This window comes from Streptomyces sp. NBC_01508 (assembly GCF_045040315.1).
Taxonomy (GTDB): Bacteria; Actinomycetota; Actinomycetes; order Streptomycetales; family Streptomycetaceae; genus Streptomyces.
This window is the reverse complement of the sequence record NZ_CP109419.1, coordinates 2412215-2431831: the sequence shown is the minus strand read 5'-3', so window position 1 is coordinate 2431831 and position 19617 is coordinate 2412215. Positions and strand designations below refer to the sequence as shown.

At 71.2% G+C, this 19617-nt stretch carries 14 protein-coding genes and 1 tRNA gene; 8 read left to right on the top strand and 7 right to left on the bottom strand.

Annotated features, from left to right (window positions below; all coding sequences use genetic code 11):
* The first annotated feature begins 108 nt into the window (after positions 1–108).
* Positions 109–1320 (top strand): FAD-dependent monooxygenase, encoded by a 1212-nt coding sequence (locus tag OG700_RS10890; protein ID WP_405621587.1) that lies wholly within the window; start codon positions 109–111, stop codon positions 1318–1320.
* Positions 1321–1484: 164 nt separating this feature from the next.
* Here the strand turns inward: OG700_RS10890 and OG700_RS10885 are convergent, their stop codons facing one another.
* The 7 genes from OG700_RS10885 to OG700_RS10855 form a co-directional block, all read right to left on the bottom strand.
* A complete protein-coding gene (locus OG700_RS10885; RefSeq protein WP_405612252.1) occupies positions 1485–2222 on the bottom strand; it encodes an ABC transporter ATP-binding protein in 738 nt (245 codons plus the stop codon).
* A gap of 10 nt (positions 2223–2232) precedes the next feature.
* A complete protein-coding gene (locus tag OG700_RS10880) occupies positions 2233–3003 on the bottom strand; it encodes an ABC transporter ATP-binding protein (RefSeq protein WP_405612250.1) in 771 nt (256 codons plus the stop codon).
* Positions 3000–5102, bottom strand: a complete 2103-nt coding sequence (locus tag OG700_RS10875; RefSeq protein ID WP_405612248.1) for an ABC transporter permease subunit — start codon at positions 5100–5102, stop codon at positions 3000–3002. Before OG700_RS10875 ends, OG700_RS10880 begins: the two co-directional genes overlap by 4 nt.
* A gap of 5 nt (positions 5103–5107) precedes the next feature.
* Positions 5108–6313 carry an ABC transporter substrate-binding protein gene (locus OG700_RS10870; RefSeq protein WP_405612246.1) on the bottom strand — a complete coding sequence of 402 codons (1206 nt, stop codon included), beginning with the start codon at positions 6311–6313 and terminating at the stop codon, positions 5108–5110.
* 118 nt (positions 6314–6431) lie between these two features.
* On the bottom strand, positions 6432–6839 hold the full coding sequence (locus OG700_RS10865; protein ID WP_405612244.1) for a roadblock/LC7 domain-containing protein: 408 nt from the start codon (positions 6837–6839) through the stop codon (positions 6432–6434).
* Positions 6836–9325 carry a nitrate- and nitrite sensing domain-containing protein gene (locus OG700_RS10860; protein WP_405612242.1) on the bottom strand — a complete coding sequence of 830 codons (2490 nt, stop codon included), beginning with the start codon at positions 9323–9325 and terminating at the stop codon, positions 6836–6838. Before OG700_RS10860 ends, OG700_RS10865 begins: the two co-directional genes overlap by 4 nt.
* A 731-nt stretch (positions 9326–10056) precedes the next feature.
* Positions 10057–10128: transfer RNA gene (locus tag OG700_RS10855), tRNA-Arg, on the bottom strand.
* Positions 10129–10273: 145 nt separating this feature from the next.
* Here OG700_RS10855 and OG700_RS10850 point away from each other — a divergent pair.
* From OG700_RS10850 to rho, 7 genes are all read left to right on the top strand, one after another.
* Positions 10274–10768, top strand: coding sequence for a response regulator (locus OG700_RS10850; protein ID WP_405612241.1), 495 nt, complete (start codon positions 10274–10276; stop codon positions 10766–10768).
* 92 nt (positions 10769–10860) lie between these two features.
* Positions 10861–11862, top strand: a complete 1002-nt coding sequence (gene nrtL, locus OG700_RS10845) for an ArgS-related anticodon-binding protein NrtL (RefSeq protein ID WP_405612239.1) — start codon at positions 10861–10863, stop codon at positions 11860–11862.
* Between the two features lie 15 nt (positions 11863–11877).
* Positions 11878–13269 carry a diaminopimelate decarboxylase gene (gene lysA, locus OG700_RS10840; RefSeq protein ID WP_405612237.1) on the top strand — a complete coding sequence of 464 codons (1392 nt, stop codon included), beginning with the start codon at positions 11878–11880 and terminating at the stop codon, positions 13267–13269.
* Between the two features lie 95 nt (positions 13270–13364).
* Complete coding sequence (locus OG700_RS10835; protein WP_405612235.1) at positions 13365–14675, top strand: homoserine dehydrogenase; 1311 nt, start codon at positions 13365–13367, stop codon at positions 14673–14675.
* A gap of 7 nt (positions 14676–14682) precedes the next feature.
* Complete coding sequence (gene thrC, locus OG700_RS10830) at positions 14683–15753, top strand: threonine synthase (RefSeq protein WP_405612233.1); 1071 nt, start codon at positions 14683–14685, stop codon at positions 15751–15753.
* A 303-nt stretch (positions 15754–16056) separates the two neighbouring features.
* Positions 16057–16977, top strand: coding sequence for a homoserine kinase (thrB, locus tag OG700_RS10825; protein WP_405612231.1), 921 nt, complete (start codon positions 16057–16059; stop codon positions 16975–16977).
* A gap of 392 nt (positions 16978–17369) precedes the next feature.
* A complete protein-coding gene (gene rho / locus OG700_RS10820; protein ID WP_405612229.1) occupies positions 17370–19472 on the top strand; it encodes a transcription termination factor Rho in 2103 nt (700 codons plus the stop codon).
* Positions 19473–19617: the final 145 nt, after the last annotated feature.

Here is a 19617-nt window from a genome sequence, read left to right as displayed (position 1 = left end):
GTATGGCTATGCCACTCGAATAGGATTCGACCGCAACGTCACCACCGGCAACACCAATACCAACACCAATACCAATACCAACAACACCGACTGAGTGGAGAGCCAGGTATGCGTGGAGGCAGCGTCGCCGTCGTCGGCGGCAGCATTGCGGGGTGCGCCACCGCTCTGGCCGTGTCCCGCGGCGGAGCCGGGAAGGTCACCGTCTTCGAACGGGCCGACGCCCAACTCCGGGACAGGGGAGTCGGGATAGCCCTCCACAACGACCGCTACAACGAACTCCAGAGCGCCGGATACGTCGCCGCCGAGATGCCGTGGGCGCCGCTCACCCGGCGCGTGTGGAGCGTGCGGGACGGCGAGGCGGAGCACGGACGGGCCGTCGGCGAGCAGCCGTTCCCGTTCCGCGCCTACAACTGGGGTTCCCTCTGGAGCGAGTTGCGGCGCCGGGTGCCCGAAGAGGTCGACTACCGGTCCGGCGCGCTCGTCGACGCGGTGGAGCCCGACTCCGACGGCGTGACCCTCCAACTCGCCGACGGACGGCGGGAACGCTTCGACGCCGTGATCGGGGCCGACGGGTACCGCTCCGTCGTCCGCGAGGCCATGTTCCCCGGGCTCAGCGCGACATACGCCGGCTACATCGGCTGGCGCGGTACGTCGGCCGACGTCGCCGACCTCCCGTCCGACGGCAACGACGCGCACAACGTCGTCTTCCCCGGCGGCCACTGCATGATCTACCGCATCCCGGACGGCGTCGGCGGACACCGGCTCAACTGGGTGCTCTACACCGCCCCGCCCGAGTCCGAGGACCTCCACCCGGACCTGAAGACGCCGACCTCCCTGCCGCCCGGCCGGCTCAACTCGGCGCTCACCGCGCACCTGAGGGCCCTCGTGGCGGACAACTTCCCGCCCGACTGGGCCGCCCGGGTGCTGCGTACGCCCGCCGAGACCACCTTCATCCAGCCCATCTACGACCTGGAGGTGCCGCACTACACCTCCGGTCGGATGCTGCTCGTCGGCGACGCCGCCAGCGTCGCCCGGCCGCACATCGGCGGCGGCAGCGTGAAGGCGCTCCAGGACGCCACGGCGCTGGAGGCCGCCGCGGTGGCCGGGGGGAGCTGGAAGGAGATCGCGGAGACGTACGACACGACGCGGGGCCCTGTTGGCGCCTCGCTGGTCGCGCTGGCCCGCAGGATGGGCAGTGCGCAGGTCGAGAACACGCCGGACTGGAGCGCGATGGGGCAGCCGGAGTTCGAGGCGTGGTGGCAGGCGCAGAACAGTGGGTCCGACCGGAACAGCGGGTTCGGCGGGCACCGCCTGAAGTGACCCGGACGGTCCACCGGGTCCGCCCGGTGGGCCGGTTCGTCCTCAATCGCCGGACAGGCTGGGGTGGTTGCCGCCGGTGGGTGGTGTCCTCAATCGCCGGACGGGCTTGAAACGCCCGCCGGACGGGCTTGAAGTGCCCGGCCGGCGGGTGAGGGCGTTGTGGTTCAACGTGTCGCGGACCGTACCGGGGTCAGTTCCAGGGCCTCGTGCAGTGGTGTCGGGTCCGTGCGGGCGTCCGCGCCGTCCATGCGGAGCGTCACCCGGCCCGACGTGAGGACCGTGAGCGTGCGGGCGCACTCGGCCGCCTGCGCGGGGCTCGGGGAGACCAGCAGCACGGCGATCCCCTCCTGCGCCAGCGTGCCGACCAGTTCGTAGACCTGCTTGACCAGGCCGGGCGCCAGCCCTTCCGTGGGCTCGTCCATCAGCAGCACGCTCGGCGAGCCCAGCAGCGCGCGGGCCAGCGCGAGCATCTGCTGTTCGCCGCCGGACAGGTCCGTGCCCCGGTTGCCCCGGCGCTCGCCCAGCCGGGGCAGCAGCTCCAGGACCCGCGCCGGGGTCCACTCGCTGGGCCGGGTCGCGTCGCCGCGGCGCGGTGGGCGGTAGGAGAGCCGCAGGTGTTCGGCGACGGTGAGTCCGGCGAAGACCCGGCGGCCCTGCGGTACGAGGCCGATCCCGGCGCGCGCCACGCGGTGCGCGGGCTGCCCGGTCATTTCCTGGCCGTTCAGCCGTACCGAGCCCGCGGACGGGCGGATGAACCCCGCCACGGTGTGGACGAGGGTGGTCTTGCCCGCCCCGTTGTGGCCCACGATCGCGTGGACGGAGCCGGCGGGGACGGTCAGATCGAGGTCGTGCAGGACGGTGCCGCCGTGGTAGCCCGCCGTCAGGCCGGTGAGTTCCAGCATCGGTGGTCGGTCACCCTCTCGCTTCTGCTGTGTCGCGGGCGGCCGTCGCGTGGTACGCGTCGCGCACCTCCGGATGGGCGAGCGCTTCCGCCGTCGGACCGGTGATCAGGACTCGCCCCGCCGCCAACACGGTCACCGTGTCGGCGAGTTCGGCGACGACCTCGACATGGTGCTCCACCAGGATGATGGCGACGTCGGCCGGCAGGCCGCCCAGGATCGTGAGCAGCCGGCCGATGTCGCCGTCGGTCAGCCCGGCCGCGGGCTCGTCCAGCAGCAGCAGGCGCGGATCGCCCGCCAGGGCCGCCGCGAGGTCGAGCATCCGGCGCTGGCCGTGCGACAGGTCGGCGGCCGGCCGGTGGGCGGAGTCGGCGAGGCCGACCGCCTCCAGGTGGCGCGCCGCGGACTCGGCGTGCTGTCGGTAGCGGGACGGCCGCCGCCACGCGCCCCGGCGCAGCGGGTGGTGCCGCCAGCCGGCCAGCACGATATTGTCCAGCACCGTCAACTCGCCTATGACGGACGGCTGTTGGAAGCTGCGCGCGATACCGAGGCGGCTGCGTTTGGCGGTGGCCGTACGGGTGATGTCGGCGCCGCTGAGGGCGATGCCGCCGTGGTCGGGGCGGTCGGTGCCGGCGATGAGGTTGAGCAGGGTGGTCTTGCCCGCGCCGTTGGGGCCGATGACGGCGTGCCGTGCCCCGGTGGGGAGTTGGAGGCTGACGTCGTCGACGGCGGTGAGACTCCCGTACCGCCGGGTGAGGTTCTTGAGATCCAGTACAGCTGTCATGGGGCGACCTTCCCGGCCGGAACACTGTCGTCGTCGTGGTCGGGCGGGAGTCGGTCGGCCTTGGCCGGTACCGGTCCCTGCCCCCCGGCGCCGGGCCTGGCGCGCAGCCCGGCCAGACCGCGCGGCAGCAGATAGACGGCGCCGACGAACAGCGCGCCGAGCAGCAGGTGTCCGTGGCCGGGCCATGAACTGGCCACCCAGTCACGGGTGATGACGATGAGTCCGGCGCCGATCAGGGCGCCGATCACGGACGTGCCGCCGCCGATGACGGCCGCCAGCAGTGCGAACGCGGCGATCTCGAAACCGACGTCGGCGGGGGAGAGGTACTGCTGCACGGTGACCATGACCGAGCCGCCGACCCCGGCCAGCGCGCCGGCGCCGATGTGTGCCATCAGCAGATAGCGCCCCACCGGGTGGCCGGACGCGAGCATCCGCGCCTCGGCGTTACGGGTGCCGGTCAGCAGCTTTCCGGCCGGGGAGCGCAGCACGAGCAGGGTGATGACGACCGCGACGACGGCGACGGCGAGCGCGTAGTTGTAGACCTCGCTCTCGTCGACCATCCCCTCCCCGCCCCACAGCGCCTGCGTGGGCGGGAAGCCGACGAGGCCGTCGGCGCCGCCGGTGACGGACTTGAGCTGGTTGATGGCCGCGCTGGCCAGCTCGCCGATGGCGAGCGTGATCATCAGGACCGTGGTCCCCCGGGCCCGGATCACCGCGGGCCCCGTCACCAGGGAGAACAGCGCGGCGGCGAGCGCCGCGACGACGATCTGGACCGGGCCCACCGTCCAGCCGGCGTCGGCGAGATTCGCGGTGGCGTACGCGCCGACGGCGAACGGCGCCGTCTGGCCCAGGGTCGGCAGCCCGGCGTAGCCGGTCAGGATGGTGACGCTGACCGCGAGCAGCCCGAGGGCGAGCGCGGAGCCGGCCAGCGAGATGGTGTACGCGTCGAGCAGCGTCGGCAGGGCGATGAGCACGACGAGCAGGACGAGGAGCGGCGCCGCCCGGCGTACCCGCGCGGGGAGGTCGTCATCGACGGGGCCGCCCCGCAGCAGCCGCGCCAACGGCCCGCCACTGCCGGACCGGGCCGGTGCCGCCTTGCTCAAGTCGGCTGATCCGGCGGCCGAGTTGGCGGCCGAGCCGGCCTCGCCCGCACCCCGCCCCTTGAACGAGGCGCAGAGCCGTTGCCGCAGCCACTCCACCGGATCCGCTCCGCCGCCCCCGCCGTGCGCCCCCGACGTCGCCGGCTCGGTGAACCGGGACCGCAGGATCAGTACGGCGGCCATGGCCGCGAACAGCAGGTACGGCGCCAACTCCGGCGCCACCGAGACACCCAGCGTCTGCACCTCGCCGACGGCGATCGCCGCGAACAGCGTCGTCCACAGCGACCGCAGCCCACCGAGCACGACCACCACGAGGGACAGCATCAGCACGGTGTCGGCCGTGCCGGCTCCCGGCCCGATGATCGGCGCGCCGAGCACACCGGCGGCCCCCGCCAGCGTCCCGGCGGCGGCCAGCACCCCGGTGTGCACCGCACGGGGACTGTGCCCGGTGGTGGCCAGCATCTGCGGATCGTCGGCGGAGGCGCGGACCGCCGCGCCCACACGGGTGCGGGTGAGCACCCACGTACCGACCGCCGCGAGCAGCACGGCCATGAGGATGAAGCAGAGCCGGTACGCGGGGTACCGGTGGCCCAGCAGCGTCACCGAGGAGTCGAGCGCCTCGGGGACGCGTACCGGTAGCTCGTCGGCCCCGAAGAACTCGATGAGCAGATTGCCGCCGATCAGGGCCAGCCCGAACGTCAGCAGTGCTTGCGCGAGATGCCCACGACGGGCCAGGGGGATCGTCGCGGCGGACAGACCGGCCCCGGCGGCTGCCGCCGCCGCGGTTCCGGCCGCCAGACCGACGGCGAGTCCGCCCCAGGTCCCGTCGCTCAACTCGGCACCGGTATAGGCGCCGATCGCGTACAGCGTGCCGTGTGACAGGTTCAGCACGCCCGCGGTGCCGAAGGCGAGACTCAGGCCGGCGGCGACCACGAACAGCAGCAGCCCGTAGGCCACGCCGTCCACCGCCGGCACGAAGTGGGCATCAAGGAGATTCATCTCAGTCAGCTGCCGAGGGTCGCCAGGTCCTGGACCATGACGTTGGACAACTGGTCCCCGTCCTTGCGCACCTGACGCAGGTACCAGCCCTGCACCGGCGAGTGCGCCTTGTCGCCGAACTCCCAGTTCCCGCGCGGGCTGTCGATCTGGCCGAGACCGCCGATGGCCTTGTTGATGGTCTCCCGCGTGACGTCGCCCTTCTTGGCGGCGTCGCCGATCGCCTGGTCCAGCACGGCGGCGGCGTCGTACGAGGCCATCGCGTAGGTCGTCGGCTGGGTGTCGTGCTTGGCCGTCCAGTCGGCGGCGAACTTACGGTTGGCCTCGTTGTCGAGGTCGGCCGCGTAGTTCAGGACCGAGTAGACGTCCTTCGCCGCGTCGCCCTGCGCCTGGAGCACACTGCCCTCGGTGACGAAGGCCGTGTACAGCGGCAGGTCGGCGACGTCCGACTGCGCGTACTGCTTGGCGAAGTCGATGGCGGCCTTGCCGGCGTAGAAGCAGTACACCGCCTTCGCGTCCGTCTTGGCGATGTCGGCGAAGTACGGCATGAAGTTCGTGGTCTTCGGGAACGGAGTCCATGTCGTCTTGCCGTCGGGGTTGGCGAGCTTGCCCCCGACCTTCTTGAACTCGTCGGTGAAACCGCGCAGTTCGTCGTGGCCACCCTGGTAGTCGGGGCCGATCGCGTAGACCGGGCCGTCCACCTTCTCCTTGACGTACGGGGCGATGGCCGCACCCGGCTCGTCCGAGAGGAAGCTCGTCGTCCAGAGGTACTTCATGTCCTTGACGGGCGGCCGGCCGTTGGACCCGAGCAGCGGGATCTTGGCCTGGTTGACCAGCGGCATCACCGCGTTGACCGAACCACCGCTGACGAGGCCGGTCAGCGCGTCGACCTTGTCCTTCTTGACCAGCTTGGTGGCGGCGGGAACCGCGGTCGGCGGACCGTCGCCCTCGTCCGCCACGATCAGCTCGACCTCACGGCCGCCCAGCTTGTTGTCGTGGGTGGCGAGGTACAGCTCGAAGCCCTTCCGCAGCTCCGTGCCGACCGGCTCGTACGTACCTGACAGCGAGGCCACCAGGCCGACCTTCACGGTGTCGTCGCCGGCGCCGCTGTCACCGCTGCACCCGGTGACGGCTGCCAGACCGAGGGCGAGGGCGGCTGCGCCGACCGGCCGGACTCTGCGGCGGCCACGCGGTATGGATATGTCGAAGAACATGAGGGCTCTCATCGGGAGGAAGTGAAGAAACGGACGGAACGGGTGGAACGAACACAACAAGCGAAACTGCGCGAACGGCGAACGTGCCGAACGGTGGGGGCGTGGAACGACCCGAACGTCAGCGGGAGGGCTGCGCGTTCGCGTCGCGGACCTGGGGACTCAGGGAGTCGCCGACCTGGTTGATCAGCTCGGACATCATGTAGCTGACCTCGCCGATGTCCGCGTCCCTGGTGGTCGTCACCAGCAGGGACGCGCCGCTGGAGACGGCCATCGAGAACATGTAACCGCCCTCCATGGCGGTCAGGCTGTGCTCGACGGGGTCGGTGTTCGTCAACTGGGCGGCGGCGGAGAGCAGGTTGACGACACCCGAGGCGATGGCGGCCAGGCGGTCGGCGTCGTCACGCTCCACCCCGGTGTAGGCGAGGGCGAGTCCGTCCACGGACACGGCTATGGCCTGGGTGACCTCCGGGATACGCCCGGCGAAACCGCTGAGGATCCAGCTGAGGTCGGTGGGTGAGGTCGTCATTTCTTGCTCCGTTGGGTGTCGTCGTCGGTGGCGGAGCGCCCGCGGTGGCTCGTGCTCCTGTTGATCCCCTGGGCGTAGGCCGCCAGGACGTCAGAGACTTGCCGGGAGTCCCGGCGGCGGGGCGACGGCTTGGGCGCGGCGCCGGATCGCTGATCGGCGCCGTCGCGTTTGCCCAAGGTGGGCCACTGCTTGGGCGTGTTGCGCTGTCGCAGTGGCAGTCCGGAAGAGCTGACTCCGGCGATACGGGAGACCGGATCGGCGTGCGCGGGGTGCTGGGAAGGCGCGTTGGCGCGTTCGCGGTCGTCGGCGGGGGAGCCCTTCGAACCGTTGCTGCCGTTGCTGCCGTTGCTGCCGCTGGATCCGTCGGCCCCGTTCGTACCCTTGGCGCCGTCGCCGGAGCCGCCGGCCCCTCCCGGGTGGTAGTCGCCCGCGTTCCCGCCGACGCCGTTCCCGCCGACGCCGTTCCGGCCGGCCGGGGCGCCCGCCCCGGCGGTCTGCCGGCGGCCGAGCGGTCCGGGCGCGGTGATCGGGCGCGGCGACTCGTACCGCCCGCCGGGCCGGTCCCCGAGCGAGCCCCGCGGACGCGGTGTGGCCTCCTGCGGGGCCGCCGCCAGCACGGTCGCCGGCAGGGTGACCTCGGCGATGGTGCCTGGTCCCGAGGAGTCGCGCAGCTCGACAACGATGCCGTGCCGGGCGGCGAGCCGCGCCACCACGTGCAGACCCATGGACCGCACGTCGCCGATGCCGGACTTCGGCTCCAGCAGACCCTTGTTGAGGGTGGCGCGCCGTTCGGCGGTGATGCCCACGCCCTCGTCGACGATCTGGACGACCGCCCGGTCCCACAGCCGCCAGACCGCGACCCCGACCTGCTTGTCCGGGGGCGAGAAGCGCGTCGCGTTGTCCAGGAGTTCGGCCAGGATGTGCGCCACGTCGTGGACCACACGGGCGGCGATGCCGATGCCCGACTCGATGACACCGAGGGAGACCCGGTCGAAGCGCTCGATCTGCTGCGCGGCGGCCACGATCACCGTCGAGCAGGAGATGTCGGCGGACCGTACCCGGCCGTGCCCGTAACCACCCAGCACCAGAAGGTTGTTGGTGTTGCGCTCCATGCGGATGGCGAGGTGGTCGAGCGCGAACAGGGTCTTCATGCGCTCGGGGTCGGCCTCGTCGCGCTGCACGGTGTCCAGCTCGGACACCATGACGGTGGTCAACTGCGCGCCCCTGCGGGCGACACCGACCAGCGTCTCGGCGAACTGTTCGTGAATGTGGGCCTGTTGCGCGGCCAGCCGGACGGCCTCGTGGTGGACGGCGTTGAACGCCTCACCGACCTCGCCGATCTCGTCCAGGCCCGTGGTCTTCACCGGGTTGCCCGAACGCTCGGCGACCTGCTCGGGTGTGGCACCACTGAGCGCACCGGGCTGGGACAGCTCCGTCATCACCCGCGGCAGACCCGTGTGCGCCACCTCGTGGGCGGCGTTGCGCAGATCCCGCAGCCGGCGGATCATCACGCGGCCGAGCCTGATGGCGACGACGACCGCGCCGATGAGCGTGAGCAGCACCAGCGCCACCTCGGCGCCGGCGACCCAGACGAGTGAGCTGCGCGTGTCGGTGACGGTCTTGAGTACGGAGTCGTCGATACGGCTCTCGACCGAGCGCAGCATCTCCTGCCGGTCGGCCGTCGCCTCGTGCCACTTCTTCGGAGTGACGGTCAGCTTCTGGTCCGGCGCGGTGCGGCTGACCTGGTCCTCCAGCCGGCGTGCCTCAAGGGCCTTGGTGCCGGAGAGCGTGCGCTCCAGCCAGGTCCGCCACTGCTGCGGCCCCAGGTCGAAGAGGGCACCGGTCGCTTCGGTGTAGCCGATCCTGGTGGCTTCGAAGGTCCGCTTGGACGCCTCGGTGAAACCACCCGTGGCCTGCGCCTTCATCACCGCGACCTGCTGCTGGCCCATGTGCTCGGAGGCCCGCGACAGTGCGGCGGCGGCGCGGATCCGGTCGGCGACGTCGGCGTCGACACCGTCGGCCTGGGCGATGCCGTCGCGGTAGTCGATCAGGTCGGCGATCACGATCCGGTACCCGAACGTCAGCGCCGTGACGGTGCTCCCTCCGGAGCGCACCTGGGCGCGCAGGGAGGGCATTTCGTCGATGAAGCGGTCGATACGGTCCAGAGCGGCCTGCGCGGTGCCCGGCACGGACGACAACTGACCCAGCTGTGAACGGAATCGCGCGACACTCTTGTCCGTCGCGTTGGAACTTTCGCGGAACGCGTCCGTATCTCCCTGGTTGGAGACCAGTGCGGTGGCTGCCGCCCGCTCATGCTGCAAGTGATGGGTCAACTCGCTGACGGACGAGGCGACATCGACCATGGCCGTGAGGCGGTTGGCCTGAAGGGCCTGGTTGGTCGCGGGAGCGAGGGCCAGCACCGCGAAGGTGACGGCCACTACGAGCGGCACGGTGACCAGCAGGACGAGGCGACGATTGATTTTCACTGCGCGGCTCCATCGCCGGAACCGGTGCTGAGTATCGGTGACACGCAGATACCTATTAACGGGTTGGGGGGTGTCGGTGGGGATCGCGAGTAGATCGTGCAACGTTACGGAAGGGACGTGCGAGACCCTCGTGGCGGCTTGATCCTATGCGGTAGCACCTCGCTACGGATGCGTGCATCCTCGAAAAATGCAGGTGCCTAACAGGCCACGAACGATCCAACTCGGCCAAAATCGGTGCCAGTAGCTCTGCTCCGCAGCGTAAGCGGAATCACCGAATCGTTTCAACTCCCACCCACTTGACCAGCGCACACGCACTTCGCCCACCCCTCGCACCGCCAACCACCGGAATGTCCCGCGACCGCTTCGGCGTGGCGACTTGACGGGAGGCGCGACTTTCGGAATGTCGTTGTCGAAGGGTTAGCTCACGGAGGCTCAAAAGGGCTGCCCGGAACGGCATTTCGGTCACAAACGCACACAACACCGGTGTCCGCGTGGTGGGACGGGGTTGCGCGTACGCGGTGGCGGTGTCAGCGCATCCGCGACGGCCCTGACGCCGCGTCGGGACGGCGGCGGGGATTCCTGATGGTGCGTCCACGGGCAGACACCGCCAGGCATCGGCAGACACCGGCACGAGTCGGCCGACACCGGCCGGCCTGTGGCCGACATGGAAATAGGCCCCCCGACCAGACGCGTCGTCTGATCGGAAGACCTATTCGGCACCTCAACCACGGTGCCCCCGGCAGGATTCGAACCTGCGCACCCGGCTCCGGAGGCCGATGCTCTATCCCCTGAGCTACGGGGGCGTATCGCCGTGAAGCTTGGCGACGGGTGAAACCTTACCAGCCCTCGCGGGGTCGTCGTGAACAGGTATTTGGCGTGTGCCGTGGTGCCCGCCGTGCCGGTCGTACCCGGCTGTGAGGAGGCCGGCTTCCCTCGCGTGGGGGAGAAGTGGGGAAAACGCGGACGCGGCCCCGGAGGCCCCCCTACTCTCAAGTTGTGTCAGGCGCGTCAGGCCGTGTGCTCGTTGTCGACGACAACAGGGTCATCCGGCAGTTGATCAGGGTCAACCTTGAGCTGGAGGGCTTCGAGGTCGTGACCGCGGCCGATGGTGTCGAGTGTCTGGACGTCGTGCACCAGGTCAGGCCCGATGTGATCACCCTGGACGTCGTCATGCCGCGCCTCGACGGGATTCGCACCGCCGCCCGGCTGCGGGCCGATCCGCGGACCTCGCACCTGCCCGTCGCGATCATCAGCGCCTGCACGCGGTACGAGGTGGAGACCGGCATCGTCGCCGGGGTGGACGCCTTTCTCGCCAAGCCCTTCGAGCCGTCCGAGCTGATCAGGGTCGTACGACAGCTGATATGCCGGGAGGGCCCGCCGTCCCTGGACGGCAGGCATGGGGCGGGGCGTGCGGGCAGCACGCCCGGAAGCGCACGCGGCTGACGGTCGGCCCACACCCCGGTGGCACCCCTGGAGCCGCCCACATCGCGAAACCGGTTCGCGAAGACGCCCCCCTCCTCCCATACGCTGGTCCCGTGAACCCCGCCGACCTCTCCCGAACCGTGCTGCGTGCCGTACGCCGCGCGGTCGACGAGGGTGTGCTGGCCGGTCCCGTACCGGACAGCGTCCAGGTGGGACGCCCCGGACCGGGCGGCAGCGGCGACTACGCGACCTCCGTGGCGCTGCGGCTCGCGGGCCGCCCCACCCGCCGCAGCCCCCGCGACATCGCGGAGATCCTCCGCGCCGAGATCCTGCGTTCCACCCCGGACCTCTCCCGCGTCGACGTCACCGGACCCGGCTTCCTGAACTTCACGCTCGCCCCCGGCAGCCGCGCCGCACTCGTCCGCACGGTCCTCGACGCCGGGATCCGTTACGGGCACGGGGACGCCCTCGCCGGCACCACCGTGATCCTCGCCCCGGAAGGCGAGCTGCGCGCCGCCGTGCGGACCGAGACCGTCCTGCGGCTGCTGCGCGCGCAGGGCGCCGACGCCCGCACCGGCGCCGACGCCACGGAGCGGCTGACGGTACTGCCGGTGTCCGCCGCCCTCGCCGGGGATCTGTTCGCCCGCCTCGGGTCCGACGCCGCCCGCTGGGGCCTGCTGCGGCCCGCCGCCCACGACCGGCCCACGACCGGCGACGAACTTCTCGTACAGCACGAGAGCAACCCCCTGTTCACGGTGCGCTACGCCCACGCCCGTACCCGCGCCCTCCTGCGTAACGCCGCCGATCTCTCCATCCCGACCAGCAGGGGTCACACCGACGAACCCGAGGGCCGCGCGCTTCTCGACACCATCGGCGACCACCCCGGCGTACTCGCCGCCGCCGCCCGCCACCGCGCCCCCGACCGGGTCGCCCGCCATCTCGAACGCACCGCGGAGGCGTTCCTGCACTTCCAGGAGAGCTGCCGCCCGCTGCCCGTCGGCGACGAGAAACCCTCGGCCGCCCACCGGTCCCGGCTCGCACTCGCCGAAGCCGCCGGGACGGTGCTGGCCGGTGGCCTCGCACTCCTCGGCATCGACGCGCCCGCACACCTCTGAGAGAGCAACCAGACGATGAGCCGTTCCGCCCACCCCGCCGGGCCCCGCTACGCCGACGTGCACACCGAGGGCCACTACTCCGCGCCGCCCGCCGACCTCAACACGCTGGACGACAAGATCTGGTCGCGCACGGTCAGCCGCGACGAGGACGGTGTCGCCACCGTCGCCGGACTGCCGGTGACCCGGCTCGCCGAGGAGTTCGGCACCCCCGCGTACTTCCTCGACGAGGCCGACTTCCGGGCCCGCTGCCGCGCCTGGACCGACGCCTTCGGCAAGGACGCCGACGTCTTCTACGCGGGCAAGGCGTTCCTGTCCCGCGCCGTCGTCCACTGGCTCAAGGAGGAGGGGCTCAACCTCGACGTCTGCTCCGGCGGCGAACTGGCCACCGCCCTGGACGCCGGGATGCCCCCCGAGCGCATCGCGCTGCACGGCAACAACAAGTCGGTACACGAGATCGAGCGCGCCGTCGTCGCCGGCGTCGGGCGCATCGTCCTCGACTCGTTCCAGGAGATGGTGCGCGTCGCGCACATCGCGCAGCGCCTCGGCCGGGTCCAGCCCGTGCAGATCCGGGTGACCGTCGGCGTCGAGGCGCACACCCACGAGTTCATCGCCACCGCGCACGAGGACCAGAAGTTCGGCATCGCGCTCGCCGACGGACAGGCCGCGGAGGCCGTCCGCCGGGCGCTGAGGCTCGACGGCATCGAACTCATCGGCATCCACTCGCACATCGGCTCGCAGATCTTCGACATGGCGGGCTTCGAGGTCTCGGCGCGCCGCGTCGTGGAGCTGCTGGCCGCGGTCCGCGACGAGCACGGCGTCGAGCTGCCCGAGATCGACCTCGGCGGCGGCCTCGGCATCGCGTACACGCCTGAGGACGATCCGAGCGAGCCGCACGAGATCGCCAAGTCCCTGACCGCGATCGTGACCCGCGAGTGCGAGTCCGCGGGCCTGCGCACCCCCCGGATCTCCGTCGAGCCCGGCCGCGCGATCGTCGGCCCGACCGCCTTCACGCTCTACGAAGTCGGCACCATCAAGCCCCTGGAGGGGCTGCGGACGTACGTGAGCGTGGACGGCGGCATGTCGGACAACATCCGTACCGCGTTGTACGACGCCGAGTACAGCGTCGCGCTCGTCTCCCGCCGCTCCGACGCCGAGCCGATGCTGTCGCGCGTCGTCGGCAAGCACTGCGAGAGCGGTGACATCGTCGTACGCGACGCCTTCCTGCCCGCCGACCTGGCGCCGGGAGACCTGATCGCGGTCCCCGCCACCGGCGCGTACTGCCGCTCCATGGCGAGCAACTACAACCACGTGCCGCGCCCGCCCGTCGTCGCCGTCAAGGACGGCGGGGCGCGGGTGATCGTCCGGCGTGAGACGGAGGAAGATCTCCTGCGTCTGGACGTCGGGTAGCTGAGATAGACGTCTCGTATGACGGACGGAGGGGAGAAACTTCCGTCCGGTGCGTGAGACTGGTCCACATTGCTGAGAGAGGGAATCGAGGTCGCATGATGCGTACGCGTCCGCTGAAGGTGGCGCTGCTGGGCTGTGGAGTCGTCGGCTCAGAGGTGGCGCGCATCATGACGACGCACGCCGACGATCTGGCCGCGCGGATCGGCGCCCCCCTGGAACTCGCCGGGGTCGCCGTCCGCCGTCCCGCCAAGGTGCGCGAGGGCATCGACCCCGCCCTGATCACCACGGACGCGACGGCGCTGGTCAAACGGGGCGACATCGACGTCGTCGTCGAGGTCATCGGCGGCATCGAGCCCGCCCGCACGCTGATCACCACCGCCTTCGAGCACGGCGCGTCCGTCGTCTCGGCCAACAAGGCGCTGCTCGCCGAGGACGGCGCGACACTCTTCGCGGCGGCCGAGAAGCACGGCAAGGACCTCTACTACGAGGCCGCCGTCGCCGGCGCCATCCCGCTGCTGCGCCCGCTGCGGGAATCCCTCGCGGGCGACAAGGTCAACCGGGTGCTCGGCATCGTCAACGGCACCACGAACTTCATCCTCGACCGGATGGATTCCTCCGGCGCCGGCTACTCGGAGGCGCTGGACGAGGCGACGGCGCTCGGCTACGCGGAGGCCGACCCGACCGCCGACGTCGAGGGTTTCGACGCCGCCGCCAAGGCCGCGATCCTCGCCGGGATCGCCTTCCACACCCGCGTACGCCTCGACGACGTGCACCGCGAGGGGCTGACCGAGGTCACCGCCGCCGACATCGCCTCCGCACGGCGCATGGGCTGCACCGTCAAGCTCCTCGCCATCTGCGAGCGGGCCGCCGACGGGAAGTCGGTCACCGCCCGCGTCCACCCGGCGATGATCCCGCTCAGCCACCCGCTCGCCTCCGTGCGCGAGGCGTACAACGCGGTCTTCGTGGAGGCCGAGGCGGCCGGACAGTTGATGTTCTACGGCCCCGGGGCCGGGGGCGCGCCCACCGCGTCCGCCGTACTCGGCGACCTCGTCGCGGTGTGCCGCAACCGGCTCGGCGAGGCCACGGGGCCCGGCGAGTCCGCGTACACGCGCCTCCCGGTCAGCTCCATGGCCGAGGTCGTGACGCGGTACCACATCAGCCTCGACGTGGCCGACAAACCGGGCGTACTGGCCCAGGTCGCGACGGTCTTCGCCGAGCACGACGTGTCGATCGACACCGTGCGCCAGCAGGGCCGGCTCGACAGTGAAGGACTGGGCGGCGAGGCATCCCTCGTCGTCGTCACCCACCGCGCGCCCGACGCCGCCCTCTCGGGGACCGTCGAAGCGCTGCGCAAGCTCGACACCGTGCGCGGTGTCGCCAGCATCATGCGTGTTGAAGGGGAGTAAGGGACCCATGACGAGCATCGGCACCCACCAGTGGCGCGGCATCATCGAGGAGTACCGGGACCGCCTCCCGGTCGCGGACACGACGGCGGTGGTCACGCTCCGTGAGGGCGGTACGCCGCTCGTCCCCGCCCGGGTCCTCTCCGAGGTCACGGGCTGCGAGGTGCACCTCAAGGTCGAGGGCGCCAACCCGACCGGGTCCTTCAAGGACCGCGGCATGACGCTGGCCATCACGCACGCCAAGGAGGCGGGCGCGCGGGCCGTCATCTGCGCCTCCACCGGCAACACGTCGGCGTCGGCCGCCGCGTACGCGGTACGGGCCGGCATGGTCTGCGCCGTCCTCGTACCCCAGGGCAAGATCGCGCTGGGCAAGATGGGCCAGGCGCTGGTGCACGGCGCGAAGATCCTCCAGGTCGAGGGAAACTTCGACGACTGTCTGACGCTGGCGCGCGGACTGTCCGACAACTACCCGGTGGCGCTGGTCAATTCGGTGAACCCGTCCCGTATCGAGGGCCAGAAGACCGCGGCCTTCGAGATCGTGGACGCGCTCGGCGACGCCCCCGACATCCATGTGCTGCCCGTCGGCAACGCCGGCAACATCACGGCGTACTGGAAGGGCTACACCGAGTACGCGGCGGACGGCCCCGCGACCCGTACGCCGCGCATGTGGGGCTTCCAGGCGTCCGGTTCGGCGCCGATCGTGCGCGGCGAGGTCGTCAAGGACCCGCACACGGTGGCCACCGCGATCCGCATCGGCAACCCGGCGTCCTGGCAGCAGGCGCTGGCCGCCAGGGACGAGTCCGGCGGCTTCATCGACGAGGTGACGGACCGCCAGATCCTGCGAGCCTACCGGCTGTTGGCCGCGCAGGAGGGTGTTTTCGTGGAGCCGGCCTCGGCCGCGTCGGTCGCCGGTCTGCTCAAGGCGGTCGAGGAGGGCAAGGTCGATCCCGGCCAGCGCATCGTCTGCACCGTCACCGGGAACGGACTCAAGGACCCGGACTGGGCGGTCGCGGGCGCGCCCCAGCCGGTCACCGTGCCGGTCGACGCGGTGACCGCCGCGGAGCGTCTGGGACTCGCGTAATCAACCGCCCGGCCCGGGGAAAGTGTCCGCCTCCCCGGGCGGGCACTCGCACAAAGCACACCAAGACGCTTCATAGGCGCACAGGAAGGCACGCGACACGCATCGTGCGCCTCCTGTGCGCCCTATGTCGCGACAGAACCTTCCTTCGATAAGCTGTGCCTGACCCGCCCCGCCGCATATGCCGCGGTGTTGTTGCCCTCGTGGCCGTCGGGTGTTCGACGTACCTCACCGAAATCCCGCAGTCACGCAGCCTCGTCTCCGTTCAGCCTTCCTCGCAGTCACACAAGGAGAGTCGTCTAAGCGATGGCCGGTCCCGCTTTCCGCGCCGCCGCCGTACGGGTGCGCGTCCCCGCCACCAGCGCCAACCTCGGGCCGGGATTCGACGCCCTCGGCCTGTCGCTCGGGCTCTACGACGACGTGGTGGTGCGCGTCGCCGATTCCGGCCTGCACGTCGACATCGCCGGTGAGGGCGCCCGGACGCTGCCCCGCGACGAGAACCACCTCCTCGTACGGTCCCTGCGCACCGCGTTCGACCTGCTCGGGGGCCAGCCGCGCGGCCTTGAGGTCGTCTGCGCCAACCGCATTCCGCACGGCCGCGGCCTCGGCTCGTCGTCCGCCGCCATCTGCGCCGGGATCGTCGCGGCTCGCGCCGTGACGACAGGCGGCGACGCCCGGCTCGACGACACGGCGCTGCTGGAGCTGGCCACCGAGATCGAGGGCCACCCGGACAACGTGGCGGCCTGCCTGCTCGGCGGATTTACCCTCGCCTGGACCGACGGGGGAGCGGCGCGGGCCGTCCGCATGGAGGTCGCCGATTCCGTGGTCCCCGTGGTGTTCGTGCCCGACCGGCCCGTCCTCACCGAGACCGCACGAGGGCTGCTGCCGCGCTCCGTCCCCCATGTGGACGCGAGCTTCAACGCGGGCCGGGCGGCCCTGCTCGTAGAGGCTCTGACCAGGCGGCCCGAGCTGCTGCACGCGGCCACCGAGGACCGCCTCCACCAGGAGTACCGCTCCCCGGCGATGCCGCAGAGCGTGGAACTGGTCAACCGACTGCGGGCCGACGGCGTCCCTGCGGTCATCTCCGGCGCGGGCCCCACGGTCCTGGCGCTGACCGAGGACAGTGCGGCCGACAAGGTCGCACGGCTGGCCGGCGAGGGCTGGGCGGCGAACAGGCTCGGCCTCGACGGCACGGGCGCGAGCGTTCTGCCGCTGGGTTCTCAGTGACGGTGGATTGCCGGTGAGTGAGAGGGGGAATGTTTGTTGGAGCCGGTAGTGTTAACCTCAAGTCTGCACCCGACGTCTTTGTGGCTCGGTGCTGAGCGTCCCCATTCGGGACCACCATTCTTCCGGGAGCCTCCCCAACTGCCTGAGCAGCCTGCCTGAGCAGTTTTGAGCACGCCCCGGAACCGGCACGACACCCCTCGCTATGTTCAGGAGTGGGCCGAGCAGGGGGACCTCGGGCCGGACCCATTGCACGTACGCAAGTCTTCCGTCGTACCCGGCGGGACCATCGCCCCGACTTCGGCCCATGATCGACACGATCACCACCCGCAGTCGGACAGCACAACCGGTCGCCGAGCCAGAAGGCCGACGTCCGCTCCAGGGAAGGACCCTTCGTGAGCGACACCACCGATCTGATGGGCGTGAGCGCCGACAACAGCGTCGACACCACCGCGCCCGCCGAAGGTGCTGCCACTGGCACCACCGCACGGCGCCGCCGCTCCGGCACCGGCCTCGACGGCATGGTCCTGGCCGAGCTGCAGCAGGTCGCGTCCGGCCTCGGCATCAGGGGCACCGCGCGGATGCGCAAGAGCCAGCTGATCGAGGTCATCAAGGAGGCGCAGGGCGGCGGTTCGTCCGCGCCGAAGAGCGCCGACGCCTCCGGCGGCGACGTCGAGGCGAAGCCCAAGCGGCGCGCCACCTCCAAGGCCCGTACGGGCGACACCGCCCCGGCCGCGGACGCCCCCGCCGCCGACAAGGCCGCGGACACGTCCGCCGACCAGGCGCCCGCCAAGGCGGCGAAGGCCGACAAGGCCGACGCCCCGATCGACATCCCGGGCCAGCCGGCCAGTGACGACCAGCCCACGGGCGAGCGTCGTCGGCGCAGGGCCACCGCACAGGCGGGCAGCCCGGACAGCAAGACCGACAGCCGCGGCGAGTCGGGCACGGACACCGCGGTGGACGACCGGCCCGACACCAAGGCCGAGGCCGCCGTCTCCGCGTCCGCCCAGGGCGACACGGACGGACGCCGCGACCGCCAGGAGCGTGGCCAGCGGGGCGAGCGCGGAGACCGCTCGGACCGCGGCGACCGGCAGAGCCGCCAGCGTGACCGCCGCGGCAAGGGCGACGACCAGCAGGGCGGTGGCGGCCAGCAGACCGGCGGCCAGCGCCAGCGCCAGGGCCAGGGCGGCGGTCAGAACCAGGGCAGCCAGGGCAACCAGGGCAACGGGCCGCAGGACGACTTCGACGACGAGGCGGGCGGCCGGCGCGGCCGTCGCGGCCGGTACCGCGACCGTCGTGGCCGTCGTGGCCGCGAGGAGTTCGGTGGCGGCGGCGAGCCGCAGGTCGCCGACGACGACGTGCTGATCCCCGTCGCGGGCATCCTCGACATCCTCGACAACTACGCGTTCATCCGGACCTCCGGCTACCTGCCGGGCCCGAACGACGTGTACGTGTCGCTCGCCCAGGTCCGCAAGAACGGCCTGCGCAAGGGTGACCACGTCACCGGCGCGGTGCGCCAGCCCAAGGACGGCGAGCGCCGCGAGAAGTTCAACGCGCTCGTGCGCCTGGACTCGGCGAACGGCATGGCGGCCGAATCGGGCCGCGGGCGGCCGGAGTTCCAGAAGCTGACCCCGCTCTACCCGCAGGACCGGCTCCGTCTGGAGACCGACCCGGGTGTGCTGACGACGCGGATCATCGACCTCGTCGCACCGATCGGCAAGGGCCAGCGCGGTCTGATCGTGGCCCCGCCGAAGACCGGCAAGACCATGATCCTCCAGGCGATCGCCAACGCGATCACGGTCAACAGCCCCGAGTGCCACCTGATGGTCGTCCTCGTGGACGAGCGTCCGGAAGAGGTCACCGACATGCAGCGGTCGGTGAAGGGCGAGGTCATCTCCTCGACCTTCGACCGCCCCGCCGAGGACCACACCACCGTCGCCGAGCTGGCCATCGAGCGCGCCAAGCGCCTCGTGGAGCTGGGTCACGACGTGGTCGTCCTGCTGGACTCCATCACCCGTCTCGGCCGCGCGTACAACCTCGCGGCTCCGGCCTCCGGACGCATCCTGTCCGGTGGTGTCGACTCGACCGCGCTCTACCCGCCGAAGCGCTTCTTCGGCGCGGCGCGCAACATCGAGGACGGTGGCTCGCTGACCATCCTGGCCACCGCGCTCGTCGAGACCGGCTCGCGCATGGACGAGGTGATCTTCGAGGAGTTCAAGGGCACCGGCAACATGGAGCTCAAGCTCGACCGCAAGCTCTCGGACAAGCGCATCTTCCCGGCGGTGGACGTGGACGCGTCCTCCACCCGTAAGGAAGAGATCCTGCTCGGCAGCGACGAGCTGGCCGTCGTCTGGAAGCTGCGCCGGGTGCTGCACGCGCTCGACCAGCAGCAGGCGATCGAGCTGCTGCTGGACAAAATGAAGAAGACGAAGTCGAACGCGGAGTTCCTGCTCCAGATTCAGAAGACGACTCCGTCGCCCGGCAACGGCAACGACTGAGGACTGACGCGTCGTCCGGCGCGCCGTTCGGGGAATCCCGCCCCGATTGCTCAACTTGCCTATGAATCCGCCCCGTTACTCCGGTGACGGGGCGGATTTCTGCATGTGATGTTCGTTCAGCCGTTCCATCCCCCCACACGGCGCC